This is a genomic window from Actinomyces howellii, assembly GCF_900637165.1.
Taxonomy (GTDB): domain Bacteria; phylum Actinomycetota; class Actinomycetes; order Actinomycetales; family Actinomycetaceae; genus Actinomyces; species Actinomyces howellii.
Genome location: NZ_LR134350.1, coordinates 901,572 through 922,136 on the forward strand (window position 1 = coordinate 901,572; position 20,565 = coordinate 922,136).

General features: G+C 73.0%; 20 protein-coding genes. 3 read left to right on the forward strand and 17 right to left on the reverse strand.

The genetic code is table 11. The annotated features are described in order from the left end of the window. Window positions 1–67 precede the first annotated feature (67 nt). The 3 genes from EL245_RS03790 to EL245_RS03800 all read right to left on the reverse strand — a co-directional run bounded on the left by EL245_RS03790 (window position 68) and on the right by EL245_RS03800 (window position 2,117). Window positions 68–424 (reverse strand): YlxR family protein, encoded by a 357-nt coding sequence (locus EL245_RS03790; RefSeq protein WP_126381930.1) that lies wholly within the window; start codon window positions 422–424, stop codon window positions 68–70. Between the two features lie 103 nt (window positions 425–527). Then, window positions 528–1,574, reverse strand: coding sequence for a transcription termination factor NusA (gene nusA / locus EL245_RS03795; protein ID WP_126381931.1), 1,047 nt, complete (start codon window positions 1,572–1,574; stop codon window positions 528–530). A gap of 90 nt (window positions 1,575–1,664) precedes the next feature. After that, window positions 1,665–2,117 carry a ribosome maturation factor RimP gene (locus EL245_RS03800; protein WP_126381932.1) on the reverse strand — a complete coding sequence of 151 codons (453 nt, stop codon included), beginning with the start codon at window positions 2,115–2,117 and terminating at the stop codon, window positions 1,665–1,667. An 87-nt stretch (window positions 2,118–2,204) separates the two neighbouring features. Here EL245_RS03800 and EL245_RS03805 point away from each other — a divergent pair, with 87 nt between their 5' ends. Then, entirely contained in the window at window positions 2,205–3,209 is a 1,005-nt protein-coding gene (locus EL245_RS03805; protein WP_232009857.1) for a hypothetical protein, read from the forward strand. A gap of 239 nt (window positions 3,210–3,448) precedes the next feature. On the opposite strand, the gene EL245_RS03810 is transcribed toward EL245_RS03805, so the two are convergent. The 13 genes from EL245_RS03810 to rpsB all read right to left on the reverse strand — a co-directional run bounded on the left by EL245_RS03810 (window position 3,449) and on the right by rpsB (window position 17,138). Next, on the reverse strand, window positions 3,449–5,293 hold the full coding sequence (locus EL245_RS03810; protein ID WP_126381933.1) for a proline--tRNA ligase: 1,845 nt from the start codon (window positions 5,291–5,293) through the stop codon (window positions 3,449–3,451). An 85-nt stretch (window positions 5,294–5,378) separates the two neighbouring features. Then, a complete protein-coding gene (locus EL245_RS03815) occupies window positions 5,379–6,341 on the reverse strand; it encodes a GNAT family N-acetyltransferase (protein WP_408608389.1) in 963 nt (320 codons plus the stop codon). 33 nt (window positions 6,342–6,374) lie between these two features. Continuing rightward, the gene (gene ispG, locus EL245_RS03820; RefSeq protein WP_126381934.1) at window positions 6,375–7,556 is read right to left on the reverse strand and encodes a flavodoxin-dependent (E)-4-hydroxy-3-methylbut-2-enyl-diphosphate synthase; all 1,182 of its coding nucleotides are present in this window, start codon (window positions 7,554–7,556) and stop codon (window positions 6,375–6,377) included. A 4-nt stretch (window positions 7,557–7,560) separates the two neighbouring features. After that, a complete protein-coding gene (locus tag EL245_RS03825) occupies window positions 7,561–8,181 on the reverse strand; it encodes a hypothetical protein (protein ID WP_126381935.1) in 621 nt (206 codons plus the stop codon). A gap of 96 nt (window positions 8,182–8,277) precedes the next feature. Continuing rightward, a complete protein-coding gene (locus EL245_RS03830) occupies window positions 8,278–9,600 on the reverse strand; it encodes a M50 family metallopeptidase (protein ID WP_126381936.1) in 1,323 nt (440 codons plus the stop codon). 12 nt (window positions 9,601–9,612) lie between these two features. Next, window positions 9,613–10,884, reverse strand: a complete 1,272-nt coding sequence (gene dxr, locus EL245_RS03835; RefSeq protein ID WP_126381937.1) for a 1-deoxy-D-xylulose-5-phosphate reductoisomerase — start codon at window positions 10,882–10,884, stop codon at window positions 9,613–9,615. A 62-nt stretch (window positions 10,885–10,946) separates the two neighbouring features. Further along, window positions 10,947–11,492, reverse strand: a complete 546-nt coding sequence (locus EL245_RS03840; RefSeq protein WP_126381938.1) for a DivIVA domain-containing protein — start codon at window positions 11,490–11,492, stop codon at window positions 10,947–10,949. Continuing rightward, on the reverse strand, window positions 11,489–12,667 hold the full coding sequence (rlmN, locus tag EL245_RS03845; RefSeq protein ID WP_408608398.1) for a 23S rRNA (adenine(2503)-C(2))-methyltransferase RlmN: 1,179 nt from the start codon (window positions 12,665–12,667) through the stop codon (window positions 11,489–11,491). The genes EL245_RS03840 and rlmN overlap by 4 nt, the downstream gene beginning before the upstream one ends. A 220-nt stretch (window positions 12,668–12,887) precedes the next feature. Continuing rightward, the gene (locus tag EL245_RS03850) at window positions 12,888–13,817 is read right to left on the reverse strand and encodes a phosphatidate cytidylyltransferase (protein ID WP_126383991.1); all 930 of its coding nucleotides are present in this window, start codon (window positions 13,815–13,817) and stop codon (window positions 12,888–12,890) included. A 33-nt stretch (window positions 13,818–13,850) separates the two neighbouring features. After that, entirely contained in the window at window positions 13,851–14,408 is a 558-nt protein-coding gene (gene frr / locus EL245_RS03855) for a ribosome recycling factor (RefSeq protein ID WP_126381940.1), read from the reverse strand. A gap of 64 nt (window positions 14,409–14,472) precedes the next feature. After that, complete coding sequence (pyrH, locus tag EL245_RS03860) at window positions 14,473–15,225, reverse strand: UMP kinase (protein WP_126381941.1); 753 nt, start codon at window positions 15,223–15,225, stop codon at window positions 14,473–14,475. A 169-nt stretch (window positions 15,226–15,394) separates the two neighbouring features. Then, window positions 15,395–16,234: a translation elongation factor Ts gene (gene tsf, locus EL245_RS03865; protein WP_126381942.1), complete on the reverse strand. Its 840-nt coding sequence runs from the start codon at window positions 16,232–16,234 to the stop codon at window positions 15,395–15,397. 49 nt (window positions 16,235–16,283) lie between these two features. After that, window positions 16,284–17,138, reverse strand: a complete 855-nt coding sequence (gene rpsB, locus EL245_RS03870; RefSeq protein WP_126381943.1) for a 30S ribosomal protein S2 — start codon at window positions 17,136–17,138, stop codon at window positions 16,284–16,286. A 554-nt stretch (window positions 17,139–17,692) separates the two neighbouring features. Here rpsB and EL245_RS03875 point away from each other — a divergent pair. After that, window positions 17,693–18,289: a M23 family metallopeptidase gene (locus EL245_RS03875; RefSeq protein WP_126381944.1), complete on the forward strand. Its 597-nt coding sequence runs from the start codon at window positions 17,693–17,695 to the stop codon at window positions 18,287–18,289. A 76-nt stretch (window positions 18,290–18,365) separates the two neighbouring features. Here the strand turns inward: EL245_RS03875 and EL245_RS03880 are convergent, their stop codons facing one another. After that, window positions 18,366–18,887, reverse strand: coding sequence for a PadR family transcriptional regulator (locus EL245_RS03880; RefSeq protein ID WP_126381945.1), 522 nt, complete (start codon window positions 18,885–18,887; stop codon window positions 18,366–18,368). Between the two features lie 156 nt (window positions 18,888–19,043). Between EL245_RS03880 and EL245_RS03885 the strand changes: the two genes are divergently transcribed. After that, a complete protein-coding gene (locus tag EL245_RS03885) occupies window positions 19,044–20,141 on the forward strand; it encodes a serine hydrolase domain-containing protein (protein ID WP_126381946.1) in 1,098 nt (365 codons plus the stop codon). Window positions 20,142–20,565: the final 424 nt, after the last annotated feature.

Here is a 20,565-nt window from a genome sequence, read left to right on the forward strand (position 1 = left end):
TTTCTCCTGTCCGGTTGCCCACCCCGAACAGGGTGGGCGCTAGCTGAGGCAGCTCATCGCTGGGTACTCATCGGGTGCCCATCGGCTTCCTACCCGCCTTTGCAATCGGTCGGTCCGGCCGTGTCGGGCCGGAGGGGCCGTGCTCGCCCGGCTGGTCCTCACGGGAGGCGATCCAGGCTCGCACGGGGGCCACATCGGGTGACCCTGAGGTGCGCAGCGCGCGCCCGAGGGCGCGTCTGCGCTCGGCGAGGTCGAGGCACGCGGGGTCCGGGTGGATCCACGCGCCGCGCCCGGGCCTGACGGCACGGGCGTCGACGGACAGCTCGCCGCCGTCCGTCAGGACCAGGCGCAGGAGCTGCGCCCTGGGAGCCCTGCGTCGGCAGCCCACGCATGTGCGTACGGGCACGTGGGAGGTGCTTGCCACCGGCTCGCCGTGTCCTTCCGCTCACTGTCGGGTGCCGCCGCGCAGGCGTCCGTGGGACGGCCGCCTGCAGGCTGGTCCGCGGTGATTGTACCGGCCGTGTCCCTCAGTCCTCAGTGCCGAGGGTTGAGGGACCAGTCACGTCGTCGGCTCCCGAGGTGCGCCCCGGGGAGACCTCACCGGACTCCGCGTCGGCGTGGATGTCGATCTTCCACCCGGTCAGGCGAGCGGCCAGGCGCGCGTTCTGCCCCTCCTTGCCGATGGCCAGGGACAGCTGGAAGTCGGGCACGACGGCGCGGGCGCTGCGCTCCTCGGCGTCCAGGACCGTCACCGAGGACACCCGCGCCGGGGACAGGGCGTTGGCCACGAAGCGCGCCGGGTCCTCGGAGTAGTCGACGATGTCGATCTTCTCCCCGCCGAGCTCGGCCATGACGGCGCGCACCCGCTGGCCCATCGGTCCGATGCACGCCCCCTTGGCGTTGACCCCGCGGGTCCTGGCGCGCACGGCCACCTTCGTGCGGTGGCCGGCCTCGCGCGCCACGGACACGATCTCGACCTCTCCCCCGGCGACCTCGGGGACCTCACGCTCGAAGAGCTTGCGCACGAGGCCGGGGTGGGTGCGCGACAGGATGATCTGGGCGCCCTTGGCGCCCCGGGAGACCTCGGTGACGTAGGCCCGCACGCGATCGCCGTGGCGATGGCGCTCACCGGGGACCTGCTCGTGCGGGGGCATGATCCCCTCGTGCTCCTCGTCGAGGCGCACGTAGACGATGCGCGGGTCGCGCCCCTGCTCCACGGTGCCGGAGATGAGCTCGCCCGCCTTGTCCTTGAAGGCTCCCAGCACCTCGAAGTCGCGGCGGTCCTGGATGCGCTGGACGATGACCGAGCGCGCGGTGGCCTGGGCGATACGGCCGAAGTCGTCGGGGGTGTCGTCGAAGTACTCCCCGGTGGGCTGGTCGTCCTCGTCGACCTCGGGGGCCAGGACCGTCATGTGACCGGTCCTGCGGTCGATCTCGACGTGGGCCCCGCGGATCGCCCCGGGGACCTTGGTGTAGGCGCCCAGGATCGCGTCCTCGATGGCAGGCAGGAGGTTGTCCAGGTCGATGCCCAGCTCGTCCGCTGCGGTGCGCAGCTCCGGCATGTTGATGTCCATGGTTCCTCAGGTCCTCTCTGGTCGTGGTCGAGCCGTCCCGGCTCGTGCCCGGCGCTGGTCAGGGAGCCGGGCGGTCAGTGCAGGGATGGGTCACAGGACGGCGACCATCCTGGCGGCGGTCACGTCTGCCACGGCGATGGTGAGGGGCTCGCCGTCAACCTCCAGGGTGAGGTGGGTGGAGTCGGCGCCGCGCACGAGGCCGGTCACCTCGCCCTGGGGGGTGGTCACCCGGGCGCGGTGGCCGACGGCCCGGCGGAAGTGGCGGGCGGTGCTCAGCTCGCGCTCGGCACCGGGGGTGGAGACCTCGAGGGTGAACTGTCCGGGGACGGGGTCGGCCTCGTCGAGGGCTCGGGAGACCGCACGCGTCACCTCGGTCAGGGAGTCGAGGTCGAGGTCTCCGGGCCCGTCGAGCAGGTCGACCACGACGCGGACGGTGGAGTACCTGCCCGCGCGGGTGGTCTCGACGGCCTCCAGGTGGAGCCCGGCCTCCTCGACGACGGGTGCGAGCACCTCACTGAGCCTCGGGGCGAGCGTGTCCTTCATGCGCGGGTCCTCCAATGGACCCTCCGACGGGCCCGTGAGCAGCGGGTCAGTGGCTCCCATGCTACCCGTCCGTGGGAGGATCACCGCGTGACGCGCTTCCACACCCGCCCCCTCCTGACCCGCGGACCGTTCCGCCCGCCCTCCTCGGTGACGGGGGCGCCGCGACCCTCCCGTGCCTGGGGCCGGCGTGGCGCCGCCGTCGTGCTCGTGGCGGCGCTGTGCGCCCTGCCGGGGTGCGGCATCCGCCTGGGCCAGGGTTCCCCCGCCTCCCTGCCCAGCGCCTCCCAGGCCGAGGCGGACCGTGACGCGCTGGCCCGTCACAGCGTGCTCATCGCCTCGACCGCGCAGGTCGTGGTCGCCTCCGGGGACCAGTCCCAGCGTGCGAGCGCCCAGGTGGTCGCCGACGCCGCCGCGGTCCAGCTCGAGGCCCTCGGCGGGGTGTGGGAGCCGTGGGCCACGCCGGTGCCCACGACCTACCCGACCGCCACGCCGGTGGCCACCGCGGTGGCCACGGCCACGACGCAGGACCTCGCCACCGCCCTGGGCGACGGCGTGTCGGCCGCCAGGGACGCGGCCTCCCGAGCCCCCAGCGCCCAGGACGCCCGGCTCTACGCCTCCCTGGCCACGGCCTGGTCGCTCCAGCTGCGCCGGATCTCGCCGCAGTCGGTCGAGGTGACCGGACGCGACACGACCCAGATGGACGAGCCCGTGGCCGGTGAGCTCCTCGTCACCTACGACGCGGCGCGCTACGCGATGGAGGAGGTCGGTGCCCGGGGCGACGAGGCCGCGCGGGCCCGCGCCGTCATCGACGCGGCGGCCGCCCGGGCCGTCGTCTCGGCCAGTCTCGCGCTGGGCGGGCAGGACACCCGCCTGAGCGCCTACGGCCGGCCCGAGGGCCAGGGGGCCGACGACGACGCCTGGGCCCAGGAGGTGTGGATGACGGTCATGGACACCGAGCTCGCGGGTGTCGGCCCGGCGGGCGGGCAGGCCACGACGACCTCGATCGACGCCGCGGTGGCGGCCGGCTCCCGGGCGCAGTCCTGGGGAGCGGTCGTCGACGCGCCGCTGCCCGGCTACGACCCGGGCGCCTGACCCGGCCACCGGGTCGACGCGCGGTCGTCGGAAATCCCGATCCCGGACGCACCCGCCAGGTCTGCGTCAAGGTACCGCCCGCCGCGTTCGTACCTTGTGTTTCCGTGGCGCACCTCTACCCACCGCACTCGGCACACAAGGTACGAACGCGGCGTGGGAGCAAAGGCGGGGCGAGGCCAGGGCGGCTCGTACGGCCGGGGCGCTGCCCGCGGGCACCGGCCGCCATGACCCACGCGACCTCAGGCGGGCCGGCCGTCGGGGACCGAGGCCAGGGCCTGGCGCAGCACCTCGCCGACGACCTGGGCCGCCTGGTCGGCGGGCACCTGCCTGCGCTCGCCCGAGCGGCGGTCGCGCAGCTCGACGGTCCCCTGCCGGGCCAGGTCGCGTCCGACGACGAGGACGAAGGGGTTGCCCAGGAGCTCGGCGTCGGCGAACTTCACACCGGCCGACACCTTGCGGCGGTCGTCGTAGAGGACCTCCAGCCCCTGGTCGGACAGGGCCTGGGACAGGGCCTGGGCGGTGTCGAAGACTGCGTCCTCCTTGCCGGTGGCCAGGACCTGGAGGTGGTAGGGGGCGACCTGGATCGGCCAGGTCAGGCCGTGCTCGTCGTGGTGGACCTCCGCGAGCGCCGCCAGGACCCGGGTGATCCCGATGCCGTAGGAGCCCATCGTGACCACCCTGGCCTTGCCGTTCTCGTCCAGGACGGTCAGCCCCAGGGACTCGGCGTACTTGCGGCCGAGCTCGAAGATGTGGGCGATCTCGATGCCGCGTGCGATCTCCAGGGGGCCTGAGCCGTCGGGGGCGGGGTCGCCGTCGCGCACCTCGGCGGCCTCGATCGTCCCGTCGGCCTCGAAGTCGCGCCCCTTGACCAGGTTGAGGACGTGACAGCGCTCGATGTTGGCGCCGGTCACCCAGGCGGTTCCGTCGACGATGCGGGGGTCGATGAGGTAGCGCACCGAGCCCGTCAGCCGCTCGTTCCCGTCCTGGTCGACCTCGACCCGGCGGTTCGGGGAGTTCGGGCCGATGGCGGTGGGGCCGATGTAGCCGCGGACGAGCTCGGGGTGTCCCTCGAAGTCCTCGTCGGTGGCGATCTCGACCTCGGCGGGGGCCACGGAGGCTGCTAGGCGCTTCATGTCGACGTCGCGGTCGCCGGGCACGCCCACGACGAGCAGCTCCTTGGTGCCGTCGGGGTGGGTCAGGGTGACGACGAGGTTCTTGAGGGTGTCGGCCGCGGTCCAGGCCCGCCCGTCCGGGCGGGGGTAGCGCTCGTTGCACAGGGCGACGAGGGTGTCGATGGTCGGGGTGTCGGGGGTGTCGACGACGGTGGCGGCGGGGACCTCCGAGGCGTCGACCGGCTCGGGGGCCACGGTCACGACGGCCTCGGCGTTGGCCGCGTAGCCTCCCGCCGAGCGCACGTAGGTGTCCTCCCCCACCGGGGAGGGCAGGAGGAACTCCTCGGAGTGGGAGCCGCCCATCGCGCCGGCCATGGCGTTGACCGGCACGTAGTCGAGCTCGAGGCGGGTGAAGATGCGCTCGTAGGCGTCACGGTGGGCCTGGTAGGAGCGGCCCAGAGCCTCGTCGTCCATGTCGAAGGAGTAGGAGTCCTTCATGATGAACTCCCGGCCGCGGATGACCCCGGCCCGGGGGCGGGCCTCGTCACGGTACTTGGTCTGGATCTGGTAGATCCACAGCGGCAGGTCCTTGTAGGACGAGCACATGTCCTTGACCAGGAGGGTGAACATCTCCTCGTGGGTGGGGGCCAGGATGTAGTCCCCGCCCTTGCGGTCCTCGAGGGTGAACAGTGTGGGGCCGTAGTCGTACCAGCGGCCCGAGGTCTTGTAGGGGTCGGCGGGCAGGAGGCCCGGGAAGTGGACCTCCTGGGCCCCCATCCGGTTCATCTCGTCGCGCACGATCTGCTCGATCTTGCCCAGGGTGCGCAGGCCCAGGGGCAGCCACGTGTAGATGCCGGGGGCTGCGCGCCGGACGTAGCAGGCGCGCACGAGCAGCCTGTGGCTGGCGACCTCGGCGTCGGCCGGGTCCTCGCGCAGGGTACGGATGAAGGAGGTGGACATCGTCTGGAGCACGGCCTGATCTTACGTGCTCATCCCTGCGCCGCCACCAGGTGCTCACCGACCGCCCGCAACCGCCGGCCCCCTGCGAGGAGGTCCTCTAGAGCAGGATCGTGGCGTAGGTCCCCACCCGGTGGAAGCCGAGCCCTCGGTAGAGCCCGAGGGCCGCCGTGTTGAAGTCGTTGACGTACAGGCTCACCGACCCGCCCCGCCCCACGTGGTCCCTGCGCACGGCGTCGACCACTGCGGCCAGGGCCACGGTGGCGATGCCCTGGCCGCGCAGGTCGGCGTGCGTCCACACCCCGGTCAGCTGGGCGGCGCCCCAGCCCCTGCCCGGGACCGGCCGCCACAGGGCTCCGACATCGGCCTTGAAGACGACCCGCGCCGGGGCTCCCGCCCTGGCCGGTCCGCCCCGCCCGTCGTCGAGCAGGACGTAGGTGCGACCGGTCTCCACGAGCCACGACACGTGCCGCGCGTAGGAGCCCCCGGCGGAGGTCGGGTCGTAACCGAGCTCGGCGGTGAACATGTCGACCGAGGCGGGCAGGACCAGGTGGGTGAGCGCGGGGACGGCCCGGCGCAGCCCCCGGGCCACCCACTCCAGGCCCCGCCTGCCGAGCGCCGCCGGGAGCATCCCCCCGGGTGGGTCGGGGGCGCGCAGGACCGGTTGGACCCACCTGGCCTCGCGGGCCCGCAGCCCCGCCCCCTCGAGGTGCTCCCACACCGCGGCGACGTCGGAGCGCGGCCCGGCCACCGAGCCGTTGCGGGTCAGGCGGGCCCCGGCGTGCTCGGCCAGGGCGCGGGCCCCGCCTCTGCCTGCCCCCTCGTGACCGGTGCCGGGGCGGGGTGCCAGCCCCAGGGGCAGGAGGCTTCCGGTCGACCAGGCCGCCGCCTCCGGGCGGGCGGGACGGCCCAGGACGACGACGTCACCGCTGCCCCATCGGTCCCACCTCGAGATCTGGCCGGCCAGGGCGAGCCCCAGCTCGGGCTGGAGGGCGCACAGGGACATGACCCCTGCCACCTGGTTGGGGCCCACCGCGGTGGGCCGGGCGCGAAGGAGCCTCACGGTGCTCGCCCGCGGCAGCGGGTGGGACCTGGATCAGGCGCCTGCGACGACGCTCGGTGCGGTGCCCTCAAGGGCGTCCTCGCCGAGCTCGGCGCGCATCTGGTCGGCCATGGCCTCGGCGTGGCGCAGGAGGGTCTCGACGACCTGGTCCTCGGGCACGGTCTCGACGACCTTGCCCCGCACGAAGATCTGGCCCTTGCCGTTGCCCGAGGCGCAGCCGAGGTCGGCCTCCCTGGCCTCACCGGGACCGTTGACGACGCAGCCCATGACCGCCACGCGCAGAGGGGCGGTCACGTTCTTGAGGCCCTCCTCGACCTGATCGGCCAGGGTCCACACGTCGACCTGGGCCCGCCCGCACGAGGGGCACGAGACGATCTCGAGCTTGCGCTCGCGCAGCCCCATGAACTCCAGGAGCTTGGTGCCGACCTTGACCTCCTCGACCGGCGGGGCGGACAGGGACACCCGGATCGTGTCCCCGATGCCCTGGGCCAGGAGGGTGCCGAAGGCGGCACAGGACTTGATGGTGCCCTGGAAGGCGGGGCCGGCCTCGGTGACACCGAGGTGGAGGGGCCAGTCCCCCTGCTCGGCGAGCAGCTGGTAGGCCTGGACCATCGTGACGACGTCGTGGTGCTTGACCGAGATCTTGAAGTCGTGGAAGTCGTTCTCCTCGAAGAGCCCCGCCTCCCACACGGCGGACTCGACGAGGGCCTCGGGCGTGGCCCGGCCGTGCTTCTTGAGCAGGCGCGGGTCGAGGGACCCGGCGTTGACCCCGATGCGCAGGGAGACCCCGGCGTCGGCGGCCGCCCTGCAGATCCCGGCGACCTGGTCGTCGAACTTGCGGATGTTGCCGGGGTTGACGCGCACCGCCCCGCAGCCGGCCTCGATGGCGGCGTAGACGTACTTGGGGTTGAAGTGGATGTCGGCGATGACCGGGATGCGCGACTGCCTGGCGATGACGGGCAGCGCCTCGGCGTCCTTGTCGGTGGGACAGGCCACGCGGACGATGTCGCAGCCGGCGGCCGTCAGCTCGGCGATCTGCTGGAGGGTGGCGCCGATGTCGTGGGTCTTGGTCGTCGTCATCGACTGCACGGTGACCGGCGCGTCACCCCCGACCTCAAGGTCGCCCACCCGGATCGTGCGTGTGGGCCGGCGCGGCGCCAGGACGGGGCGCTCCTCGCGCACGGTGGGGATTCCGAGGGAGATGGCTTGACTCACCCGCTCAGTATGGCACCCGCGCAACACCCACAGCACGGGGGGCCGGGTGCCCGGGGTGTGGTGAAGGTCCCCCCGGTTGCCCTCCGGTCACCACCACCGGGGCCAGGTGGGACAGCCGCGCCCGGTCGCGGGCGGCCACGGCCCGCCTGCCTGTGATGATCGCAACCAGCCAGGCGGCGACCACGGCCACCGGGCTGACACAGACGGCGAGGCCGGAGAGGAGCTCGGCGACGGGCTCGGACACGAGACGCTGGGCCACGGAGGGGAAGTCGGACTCGAAGTCGGTGTCGACCACGCACAGCGTCACGACAAGGGCGTTGAGGACGATGACCCACACGGCCACCGCGGTCGCCACCGGCACGGGACGCTCGTCCCGGCCCACCCGGCACAGGACAAGGATGAGGGCGACCGTCGCCCCGAAGGCGAACGGTGCGATGCCGCAGACGTAGAGCATCGTCAGGAAGCCGGCGCCCAGCTCGAGGCGGGGGATGACCGGGATGAGCACCGAGAACAGGAGCACGACGACGAGCACGGGCACGGACCGCAGGACGTCGATGACGCGCAGGGTGCCCTGGGGCGGCTCCCCGGCCGTGCTGGAGGCCAGGAGGAGTTCGTAGTCGGTCATGTCGCGAGGCTAGGCAGCGCTCCGCCACCCGGCTACGGGGACCAGGACCCGGCGGGGAGCACAGCCCGTTGGGGCGCACGACCACCGGTGCACCGGTCACAGGGGGGCGACGATGTCGACCCAGATGAGCACGGCCGCCATGATGACGAGCAGGACGAAGACCGCTTGGCCTACCGGCAGGAGGCGGGCGGTGTCGACGTGGCCGGGGTCGGGCCGCCCGCGCATCCGGGCCAGGAGGCGACGCAGCCCCTCCCAGCAGGCCCCTGCCACGTGCCCTCCGTCCAGGGGAGGCAGCGGCACGAGGTTGAAGGCGAACAGCGCGAGGTTGAGCGCGCCCAGCAGGGAGAGCATGGCGGACACGCGCACCGACAGGGGCACCGTGCCGCTGCCTGCGCCCGCCGCCGTCGTCTCCCCGGCCATGCGCCCGATCCCCACGAGCGAGACCAGGCCCTCGCTCGAGCGCTCCTCGATGCCCAGGCCCGCGGCCACCGAGTGGACGAGGCCCACCGGCAGGGTGGCGATCGCCTTGAGGGTGCCGGTCACGGCCTGCCCCACGACCGCCGGCAGCTGGGAGGGCGGGACGCGCACGGTGCCCAGTGCCGGGCCGATGCCGACGTAGGGGCGCATCTGCGTGAGCTGCTCGCCGTCGGCACCGGTGACCGGGGCGCCGTTGTCGTCGGTCACGGGCCGGCTGACCTCGACGGGGGTGACGCTCAGGGTCCGGCGGGCCCCGTCGCGCTCGATGACGACCTCGACGGCGCGCGTGCCTGAGGCGCCGATCGCCTCCTGGACCTCGGCCCACGTGCTCGTGGTGCTCCCGTCCCAGGACACGATCGTGTCGCCTGCGCGCAGGCCGGCCCTCACCGCGGGGGTCTTCTCCTCAGCGGCGCAGTCCTCGACCGGTGCGTCCTGCCCTGAGGCGTCGGTGGGCAGGCAGGACGTCACCGAGCCCAGGGTCGAGGTGCGGGCGGGCTGGCCCACGACACCCACGGCCAGGACGAGGCAGACCACACCGAGCACGAGGTTGGTGAGGATCCCTCCGGCCATGACGATGAGCTTGCGGGGCACGCTCAGACGGTAGAAGGCACGGTCCCGGTCCTCCTCGGCCAGCTCCGCCAGGGACTCCCGGCGCGCCTCGTCGATCATCGAGCCGGGCTTGTCGGGCCGGTCGGGGGGCGCGGGCGGGAGCATTCCCAGCAGCTTGACGTACCCGCCCAGCCAGATCGCCTTGACCCCGTACTCGGTCTCTCCTCGCCTGGTCGACCAGATCCTGGGGCCGAAGCCGATGAAGTACTCCGGGACCTTCACCCCGAAGCGCTTGGCCGGGATCATGTGCCCCAGCTCGTGGAGCGCCACCGACACGGCCACGCCCAGGACGAGGACGAGGACGCCGAGGACGTATGCCAGCGTGTGAGTCATGCGTGCTCCTGCTCAGTGGGTCGGACGCCGGGAGATGAGCTCATCGGCCCTGGCCCGCGCCCAGGTCTCGGTCTCGAGCACCTCCTCGAGGGCGGGTTCGCCCTTCGGGCCGCAGCCCGGGTGCTCCTCGAGGACGGCGCGCACGACCTCGACGATCTCGTGCCACTCCAGGCCGCCCGCCAGGAAGGCGGCGACCGCCTGCTCGTTGGCCGCGTTGAGGACCGCCGGGTGGGTGGCCGAGGCGGACACCGCCTGGCGGGCCAGGTCGACGGCCGGGAAGGTCCGGCCGTCCAGCGGCTCGAAGGTCCACGCCGTGGGGGCCTCCCACTCGTTGGGGGTCACGAGGCCCGACAGGTCCGGGCGCTCGGGCCAGGTCAGGCCCAGGGCGATCGGCAGGCGCATGTCGGGCGGGGAGGCCTGGGCGATCGTGGCGCCGTCGACGAACTCGACCATCGAGTGGATGACCGACTGGGGGTGGACGACGACGACGACCTGCGCGGGGTCGATGTCGAACAGCAGGTGGGCCTCGATGAGCTCAAGGCCCTTGTTGACCAGGGTCGAGGAGTTGACGGTGACCACCGGCCCCATCGCCCAGGTCGGGTGCGCCAGGGCCTGGGCGGCGCTCACCCCGCGCAGCTCGTCGCGGGTGCGGCCCCGGAAGGGGCCTCCCGAGGCGGTCAGGACCAGGCGGCGGACCTCGGAGCGCCCGGAGAGCACCGGGCTGGTCAGGCCCTTCTCGTGGCGTCCTGAGGCCAGGGCCTGGGCGATGGCCGAGTGCTCGGAGTCGACAGGCACGACCTGGCCGGGTCGACGCAGCGCCCGGCGCACGAGCGAGCCGCCCACGACGAGGGACTCCTTGTTGGCCAGCGCGAGCCTGGCACCGCTGGCCAGGGCCGCCAGGGTCGGACGCAGTCCGACCGAGCCGGTGATCCCGTTGAGGACGGTGTCCTGCGGCCCGAGCTCGGCGGCCCCGATGAGGTCGGTGGCGGCACCGGGGCCGACGTGGATCTCACGGACCGGGTCGGGCAGGCCCAGGCGCTCGGAGGCCGCGGCCAGGGCGGCCCTCAGGTCCGCCACGAGCGCGGCCGATGCGTCGGACACGGCCAGTGACGGCACCCCGTGGGCGACCGCCTGCTCGGCCAGCAGGCCGAGGCGGGAGCCCCCCGCCGCGAGGCCGACCACGCGCGGGGCGCGCCCGCCCAGGCGGCCGACGACCTCCAGCGCCTGGGTGCCGATCGATCCGGTGGACCCGAGCAGGACCAGCCGCGGGCAGTCGTGGGTCATGAGCCTTCCCTTCCTGGACGTGCGCGCGCACCGGGGGCGTTCCCACCCGGTGCGCCCTGTCATCACTCGACGGACAGGAGGACCTCGACGACGCGGGCCAGGTAGCGGTCCACGCTCGTCTCGTCGTAGGCCTTGGCCCTCGAGGTCACGGCGAAGACCGAGGCACGCACCTCCGCGGCCGTCAGGGTGCCGTCCGAGTCGAAGTAGGCCGCGATGCGGTCCATGAGGGCGTCGACGTCGGTCTTGGAGTACCCGCGGCGACGCGCTGTGGCGAAGCGCTCCCCCGCGGGGCGCAGGAGGCGCGGGTAGAGGGTCGTGGCGAGCTGGGCGACCTCGTCCATCCAGGCCTTGCGCCCGTGCTCGGCCACGTACTCCGCCCGTCGTCGCTGGAGGAAGGCCGCCTCGAGGCGGTCGAGGGCGGCGTCGACGGCGTCGGGCCGGTACCCGCCGCGCACGATGTCGAAGGCGACGGTCCGCACGCCCTCGGAGTCCATCTCGTCGAGCTCGCCGGCGTCGTAGATCTCATGAGCGGTCTGGAAGTAGTTGTTGACCTGCTCACGGCGGTAGCCCCGCCTGAGGAGCCCCGCACGGGGGAACATCTCTCTCATCGAGTCCTCATCGCCCTTTCCTGATCGAGCACCTCGGTGGCCAGCTGGCCGCAGGCGCCGTCGATGTCGCTTCCACGAGTGTCGCGCACCGTGGTCGTGATGCCGGCACGGCGCAGCGTGTCGACGAAGGTGTCCTGGACCTCCTGGGTCGAGCAGGTCCAGATCGAGCCTGGGGTGGGGTTGAGGGGAATGGGGTTGACGTGCGCCCACCCCGAGCCCCGTGCAGCCAGCTCGTCAGCCAGCATCCGGGCGCGCCAGGGGTGGTCGTTCATGTCCTTGATGAGCGCGTACTCGATGGACACCCGACGTCCCGTCGCGGTGAAGTAGTCGTGGGCGGCGTCGAGCAGCTCACCGACCTTCCACCGTGAGTTGACCGGGATGAGGGCGTCGCGCAGCTCGTCGTCGGGCGCGTGGAGGGACACCGCCAGGGTCACCGGCATCCCCTCCCCCGACAGTCGCCTGATGAGCGGGACGAGGCCGACCGTCGAGACGGTCACGGCGCGGGCCGACAGCCCGAAGCCCTCGGGCGCGGGGTCGATGAGCCGGTGGAGGGCGGCGACGACGTTCTTGTAGTTGACCAGGGGCTCCCCCATGCCCATGAACACGACGTTGCTCAGGCGGGCAGGCCCTCCGCTCAGGCCGCCGCCGGCCGACAGCCGCGCGGCCCGGCGCACCTGCTCGATGATCTCGCCGGTGGTCAGGTTGCGTGTCAGGCCCATCTGCCCGGTGGCGCAGAAGGGACAGGCCATGCCGCAGCCCGCCTGGCTCGACACGCACAGGGTCGTGCGGTCCTTGTAGCGCATGAGGACCGACTCCACGCGCACGCCGTCGTGCAGCTCCCACAGGTGCTTGACCGTGCGCCCCCCGTCGGCGCGCAGGGCACGGACCTCGGTGAGCAGCTCGGGCAGGAGCTCGGCGCACAGCTGCTCGCGCTGGCCTGCGGGCAGGTCGGTCATGTCCGCGGCGCTGCGGGTCATGCGGGTGAAGTAGTGGCGGGAGAGCTGGTCGGCCCGGTAGGCGGGCAGCCCGGAGGCGGCCAGGGCCTGCGCGCGTCCTGCGAGGTCGAGGTCGGCCAGGTGCCGCGGCGCGCGCCCCCGGGCGGGGGGCACGGCGAAGGACAGCCTCGGGACGGCGGCCGGATCGGTCGCGCCCTCGGGGGGCTGGTCGGTGGGCATGACCTGGACCTCGCCGGGCGCCGGACCCGCGGGGGCGCGTCGAAGCGCCACCGGCTCGGGGCGCCGACGGCGGCTGGTGTCGCGCGTGGGTGTCACGGGCGGGCAGGTCCTCTCGGGTCGGGGCGCGGACGGTTCGCAGGGCGGTCGGTTGACGAGGGTACCCGCTGGGCGGGCGGGGGCGCAGCAGGCCTGCTGCGCCGGTGGCCGGGCGGACGGCTCCTCAGCCGACGAGGAGGCTGAAGACGTAGACGACCGGGGCGGCCACGAGGATCGAGTCGAGACGGTCCATGAGGCCGCCGTGGCCGGGAAGGAGGGTGCCCATGTCCTTGAGGCCGAGGTCGCGCTTGAGCAAGGACTCCCCCAGGTCCCCCAGGGTGGAGACGACCACGGTCATGGCGCCCAGGACGGCGCCGGCCCACACCGGGCCGTCGAGCGCCCACACGCAGCCCGCGCCCGCGGCCACGGCCGCGACCATCGAGCCGACGAAGCCCTCCCAGGACTTCTTGGGCGACACCGAGGGCGCCATCGGGTGGCGTCCGAAGGTGATGCCGGCGAGCCATCCTCCGGTGTCGTTGGCGATGGGCAGGGCGAAGAGCATGAGCACCTTGCCCACGCCCTGGTCCTGGGCCACGAGCAGGACCGCGAAGCCCGCCAGGAACGGCAGGTAGGTGGCCGCGAAGATCGAGGCGGCAGCGTCGACCGACCGGGAGCGGCGCACGGCGTCGTGGGCGTCGGTGCGCGGCACGTCGTGGTCGGGGTCCTCCAGGGGGCTGCCCGACTCCGCCTCGGCCTGGTCCATGAAGCACCACAGGACGCAGGCCCCGGCGGTGGCCATGTAGGCGCCGAGGGCGGTCTCGGCGCCCAGGGTCCAGGCCGAGACGACGACCCCGAGCGTCCCCAGCCACAGGGGGGCCAGCGGCAGGCGGATGTCCTTGCGGGCGAAGGCGCCTGCCAGCTCCCACAGGGCGCCGCACACGGCCAGGACGACCAGGGCGAGGAAGGCGACCTTGTTGACGACCAGGGAGGCGATGATGAGGGCGATAAGCGCCGCCGCCACCCCGACCGCTGCGGGCAGGTTGCGCCCGGCCCTCCCGGTCGAGGGCAGCGGCACCCGGTTGGGGGTCGGGGGCGGGGACAGCAGCGTGGCCAGCGCGGTCACGATCGGTCTCGTCACGCGGAGGGCTCAGACCTCGAGGAGCTCGGCCTCCTTGGAGGCCAGGGCGGCGTCGATCTTCTCGACGTGGCGCTTGGTCAGGGCGTCGAGCTCGGCCTCGGCCCGCTTGACCTCGTCCTCGCCGGCGGCGCCGTCCTTCTTGATCGCCTCGAGCTCCTTCTTGGACTTGGCGCGCACGCCACGGACCTGGACGCGCGACTCCTCGGCCCGCGAGCGCGCCAGCTTGACGTAGTCCCGACGTCGCTCCTCGGTCAGGGCGGGCAGGGTGACGCGGATGACCGTGCCGTCGTCGGTGGGGTTGACACCCAGGTCCGACTCGCGGATCGCGGTGGTCAGCGCCTTCATGGCCGAGCGGTCGAAGGGGTTGACCAGGACCGTACGGGCCTCGGGGATCGTGATGGAGGCGAGCTGCTGGAGCGGGGTGGGGGCCCCGTAGTAGTCGACCATGATCGAGTTGAACATAGCCGGGTTGGCCCGGCCGGTGCGGATGGCCGCGAGCTCGTGCTTGGCGGCCTCCAGGGCCTTGTCCATCCTGTCCTCGGCCTCGAGCAGAACGTCGTCGATCATGGGGGCTCCTGTGTCGTGTCGTGGGTGGTGTCGGTAGGTCCGGGGTGGGCTCGCGTCGTCGCGCTCAGCCGCGCCTGACGAGGGTGCCGATCCGCTCACCGAGCAGGGCGCGGGTGATCGAGCCGTCCTGGCCCATGCCGAACACGCGCATCGTCAGGTCGTTGTCGCGGCACAGGGCGAAGGCCGAGGCGTCGACCACCTGGAGGCCCTCGGCCAGGGCCCGCTCGTAGGTGAGCTCGGTGAGCAGGCGGGCGTCAGGGTCCTTGCGCGGGTCCGCGGTGTAGACGCCGTCGACGCCGTTCTTGCCCACGAGGAGCTCGGTGCAGTGGGTCTCCAGGGCCCGCTGGGCCGAGACCGTGTCGGTGGAGAAGTAGGGCAGCCCGGCTCCGGCGCCGAAGACGACGACACGCCCCTTCTCCATGTGGCGGATCGCCCGCAGCGGGACGTAGGGCTCGGCGACCTGGGTCATCGCGATGGCGGACTGGACCCGGGCGGGCACCCCGGCCTTCTCGATGAAGTCCTGGAGGGCCAGTGCGTTCATGACCGTGCCGAGCATGCCCATGTAGTCGGCGCGGGCACGGTCCATCCCCCGGGCGGAGAGCTGGGCGCCGCGGAAGAAGTTGCCGCCGCCCACGACCACGGCGACCTGGACGCCGGCGCGCACGGCGTCGGCGATCTGGCGGGCCGCGTCGGACACGACGTCGGGGTCGAGCCCCACCTGCCCGCCTCCGAAGACCTCGCCTGAGAGCTTGAGCAGGATCCGACGCGGGTGCTCGCCGTGGGCGACGCGGTCGTCGCGGGCCGGGGACTCGCTCATGCGTGGTTCCTCCTGGGATCGTGTTGCGGTCGTGCGCTGACGCTCGGCACAGCGTACCGCGTCCGGGCACCGGGAACGCGCCGGACCCCCGCGGCGTGGGCTCGCGGGGGTCCGGGCTGGACGGCGGCTCAGGGCCGAGCAGGGTCGCTCGCGTCGCCTCAGCGGGCGCTCAGGCGCCGACGCGGAAGCGGACGAAGCCGGTCAGCTCGCCGCCGGTGGCCTCGACGACCTTGCCGACCGTCGTCTTGGGGTCCTTGGCGAAGGCCTGCTCGACCAGGACGTTCTCCTTGAAGAACCCGCCCAGGCGGCCCTCGACGATCTTGGGGATCGCCTTCTCGGGCTTGCCCTCGGCGCGGGTGGTCTCCTCGGCGATGGCGCGCTCCTTGTCGACGACCTCGGAGGGGACCTCCTCGCGGGTGGCGTAGGCCGGGGAGTAGGCGGCGACGTGCATGGCGACGTCGTGCGCGACCTCGGCCGCCTTGTCGTCGGTCCCCACGAGGACGCCCACCTGCGCGGGCAGGTCGGGGTTGGTCCGGTGGAGGTAGAGCTCGACCCTGGGCGCCGACAGGCGACCCAGGCGGCGCACGACGATCTTCTCGCCGATGACGGCCTGCATCCCGTCGGTGAGGTCCTTGACGGTGGCGCCGTCGACCTCGACCTCGGCCAGCGCCTCGGCGCTCTCGGCGCCGGAGTCGATGGCGGCGGAAAGGACCTTGTCGGCGAAGTCGAGGAACTTCTCGTTCTTGGCCACGAAGTCCGTCTCGGCGTTGATCTCGACGAGCACGCCGGTCTGGCCGCCGTCGGCGTCGACGACGCGGGCGGCGATCAGGCCCGCGGAGGCCGCGCGGCCCTCACGCTTGGCGATGCCCTTGAGGCCCTTGACCCGGATGATCTCGATGGCCTTGTCGACGTCGCCGCCGGCCTCGTCGAGCGCCTTCTTGACGTCGAGCATGCCCGCGCCGGTCTTCTCGCGCAGCGCCTTGATGTCAGCGGTGGTGTAGTTCGCCATATGTGCTTCCTGTCTGTGGTGACTGATCGGGTGCCCTGCTCAGGCCTGCTCAGGCCTGGGCAGCGGCATCGACGACGGTCTCGCCCTCGGCGGGGACGGCGTCAGCGGGGGCGACCTCCTCGGCCCCGGCCAGCAGCTGGGCCTCCCACTCGGGCAGGGGCTCGGCGTCCACGGGGGCGACCTCGGCCTCCTGGCCGGTGCGGACGCGGCCCGCGGAGCGGGCGACGAGGCCCTCGGCGGCGGCGTCGGCCACGACGCGGGTGAGCAGGGCCACGGCGCGGATGGCGTCGTCGTTGCCCGGGACGCCGTAGGTGACCTCGTCGGGGTCGCAGTTGGTGTCAAGGACGGCCACGACGGGGATGCCGAGCTTCTGGGCCTCGGAGATCGCCAGGTGCTCCTTCTTGGTGTCGACCACCCAGATCGCCGCGGGGAGCTTGGACATGTCGCGGATGCCGCCGAGGGTCTTGACGAGCTTGTCCTTCTCGCGGCGCATCATGAGCAGCTCCTTCTTCGTGCGGCCCGATCCGGCCACGTCGTCGAAGTCGATCTGCTCGAGCTCCTTCATGCGCTCGAGGCGGGCGCGCACGGTGGAGAAGTTGGTGAGCATGCCGCCCAGCCAGCGCTGGTTGACGTAGGGCATGCCGACGCGCTGGGCCTGCTCGGCCACGGCCGCCTGGGCCTGCTTCTTGGTGCCGACGAACAGGATGTTGCCCCCGCGGGCGACGGTCTCCTTGACGAAGTCGTAGGCGGTGTTGATGCCGTCCACGGTCTGCTGCAGGTCGATGACGTAGATGCCGTTGCGCTCGGTGAGGATGAAGCGCTTCATCTTCGGGTTCCAACGGCGGGTCTGGTGGCCGAAGTGGACACCGGAGTCGAGGAGCTGGCGCATGGTCACGATCGCCATGACGGTCCTTTCGTGCGCGCCCGGAGGTTGCCGGACGAGCTGTGAGTCGTGGGGCGGTGTGCCGCCGTGGCCCGGCGGCGCCCCTGGTCTGGATTGGTTCTTCCCCTGAGACCGTTGGACCCGGGTGCGGGCAGCGGCTCCGCGCCGGAGGGGACCGGCACGGATCGGGGCCTGGCGCCCGCGACGCGCGACCACCCGCTCCGCCTGGACGGCGCGGGACCTCGGCCGCGACGTCCGAAAGGACGGTCCCGCCCCCTGCGAGCAGGGCGCGGGTGCGAGCACGCGAAGTCAGTCGCATGCTCCCCGTCCCCGACGGGCCAGCCCGACAGGAGGCGGAGTGCAGGCAACTGCGTGGGCGACGCTACCACAGCGGACCTGGCTTTTCGGCGGCCTGACGGGCACGAGACGACGTCGTCGATGTCATTCCCGTCACCCGCGGTCTCGCGGCACCTCTCGGGCCGAGGTGCTCCACAGGCACCGGCAGCGCACCCCTCGTCCACAGGTGCGGGCCGGCCCGCCTGCGTCCCCGCGCCGTGGTCGCCGACCCTGGTGACATGAACACGACGAGGCGGACACGCTCACCGCTGACCCGCCTGGGTGCCGCCGCGGCCTGCACCGCGCTCCTTGCACCCGGGGGCCTGGCGCCGTCGCCCGCGACCTGGGCCGAGAGCCCCGGCCGGCCCTTCGCCGCCTCGCCGGGAGAGGGGCAGACCGACCTACGTCCCGCTCCCCGCTCGGGCTACTCCTGGCCCACCGGCGGCCCGGTGCGAGTCCTCGAGCCCTTCGACCCGCCGGCAGTCACCTGGGGCCGGGGGCACCGGGGTGTCGACCTGGACCTGCCCGCCGGATCCCCGGTCCGGGCGGCGGGGACGGGCACCGTGGCCTTCGCCGGGATGGTGGCCGGCCGCCCGGTCGTCTCGATCGACCACGCCGACGGGATCCGGACCACCTACGAGCCGGTCGAGCCCTCGGTCTCCGCCGGCGAGCCGGTCACGGCCGGCCAGGTCATCGGGGTCCTGCGCACCGGGCACCGCGCCGACGGCCTCGACGCCCTCCACTGGGGGGCGCGCACCTCGCGGACGACCTACGTCAACCCGCTGCGCCTGCTCGCACCGGCGGTCATCAGGCTCAAGCCCCTCGAGGGCGGGTAGCCCCACCGCCGCACGTCCCGCACGCCGACCGCCGGGACGCAGGCGGCACGAGTCACGGGGTCACGGGTTCACGGGGTCACGGGGTCAGCCGCTCGTCGAGCCAGGACAGCGCACCGCGGTGCGCGGCCATCCCCCACTCCAGGGTCATGCGCTGGAAGCGGGCCACCTCGGCGAGGTGCACGGGGACCTCGACGCCGTCGATCTCGCGCTCCAGGTCCTCGAGGCGAACCAGGTCGGCCTCCATCCGCCGACGGATGCGCTCGACGACCCCCTGCCGCTGCGAGGCGTCGAGCAGGCCGAGGAAGTACAGGCGCGACAGGGCGGCGCGCTCGGCGTCCGGCTCGGTGAGCTCCGAGCGCATCCAGGCCTCGAAGGCCCTGCGGCCGGCGTCGTTGACCCGGTGCACCTTGCGCCCCCGCGTGCCCGGGCGCACCTCGTCGACGTCGACCAGCCCCCGGGCGACCAGGTCGTCCAGGGCCCGCTTGATGCTCCCCGCGCTGGCCGAGTAGAACAGCGAGACCCCGGCACCGAAGGCACGCACGAGGTCGTACAGGCTCATGGGACGCAGCAGGAGCAGGCCGAGGATCACGTTCGCCACGCCCCGAGGCTAGACGATCAGCCCACTCCTGAGGCCGATGCCGCATCCGACGCGCACGCCGTCGCCGCCCGCAACGGCTCCACGCGCAGGGATTGACAGGAAGCCACCTACCTACTAGATATGTCTATGAGATTTGTCTAGTGAGGAGCGTGGCTCATGACGTCGTCCCCCGGACCCTTTCAGCAGTGGTGCGACACCGCCCTCACCGCACGGCTGCACCGCCTGAGCCGCCGTCGCGCCCCACGCCTGCCCGCGCCGCAGGTCCTCGTCACGGCACCTGGCGCGCGCCTGGCCTACGGCGACGTCGACCTGCCCTTCCACACCGCGAGCGTCGGCAAGGTCTTTGTCGCGGTCCTGACCGCCCGGCTCGTCCAGGACGGCCTTGTGGACCTCGACGTTCCCGTCTCCCGCCTGGCCCCGGGGCTCGATCTGTCGAGGCTGCCCGCCGCACCCGGCGTCGACCTGCGCCGCGAGCTCACGGTCGACCACCTCCTGTCCCATCGTTCGGGCCTGCCCGACCCGGTCCTGCCGCCGCGCGGGCACCGCACAGAGTGCTCCCTGGCCGCCCTGCTCGCCGACCCTGCCAGGAGGTGGACCACCGCCGAGGTCGTGGCGCAGACGCAGGGGATGGCGCCCACGGGTGCGCCGGGCCGGCGCTTTGCCTACGGGGACGCCAGCTACGCCCTGCTCCAGTGCGTCCTGGAGGAGGTCGCGGGCGCTCCCTACCCCGAGCTCCTGCGCGAGCACGTCCTGGCCCCGGCCGGGATGAGCCACACGGGCTTTCCCCACTGCACCTGCACCGACGAAGAGCTGAGGACTCTGCGGATCGCGCCGATCTGGGTCCGTGGCCACGAGTTCAGCCACCTGCCCTCCCTGAGCGCGGGAACGGCCGACGGCGGGGCGGTGACGACCCTCGGCGACCTGGAGCGCCTCCAGACCGCGGTGCACGAGGAGGGCCTGGTCTCCCCTGCTCTGCTGGCCCGCCTGTCGCGTCCGCGCAGCCGCCTGCGGGCCGGTATCTACTACGGCACAGGTATGTGCGTGCTGAGGCTGGACGAGCTCGTCCCCGTGCGGCGACGGAGGCTCCCCGTGGGAGTCGGCGGCCTCGGGCTGTGGGCCACGCACTGCTTCTACTACCCCGAGCTGGGGGCGCAGGTCGTCATGAACTTCCACTCGACCCGGCAGATGGCTCGTTCCTTCCGCCTGCACATGTTCATCGCCAGGGGGCTGGCCGCGTCAGCCGGCTCCTCGTGAGCGGGGCGGCTGGCAGGAGGATCTCGGCGGCCCCCAGCCCGAGCAGCCGGCTCCTCGTGAGCGGGGCGGCGCCTCCTGCTGGCGCGGTCCACGCCGGCTCCCCGCGAACCGAGCGGGCCCTGAGGTGCCATGTCCCCGATCTTGAGGTGTGACGGCCCCCGGATCTCGGTGTGCCATATCCCCCGATCTCGGCGAGGAGTGCGGGGCTCAAGCGGCGGCGGGGCCGCGCTCGTGCCGCCCCGGACGCCGGGGAAGGGCCTCAAGCATGACTCCACGTACCGACCGCGCGGGGAGGGGCCTCTCATCTCCGGACCTGCCCTGCCTCGACCGGTCATGTGAACCTCGACCGGGAATTTGCTGTCACATAGACGGTCGACCGTTACATGACCGGTCGGTTCTCGCTCGACCGGTCGAGGTAGGCGCG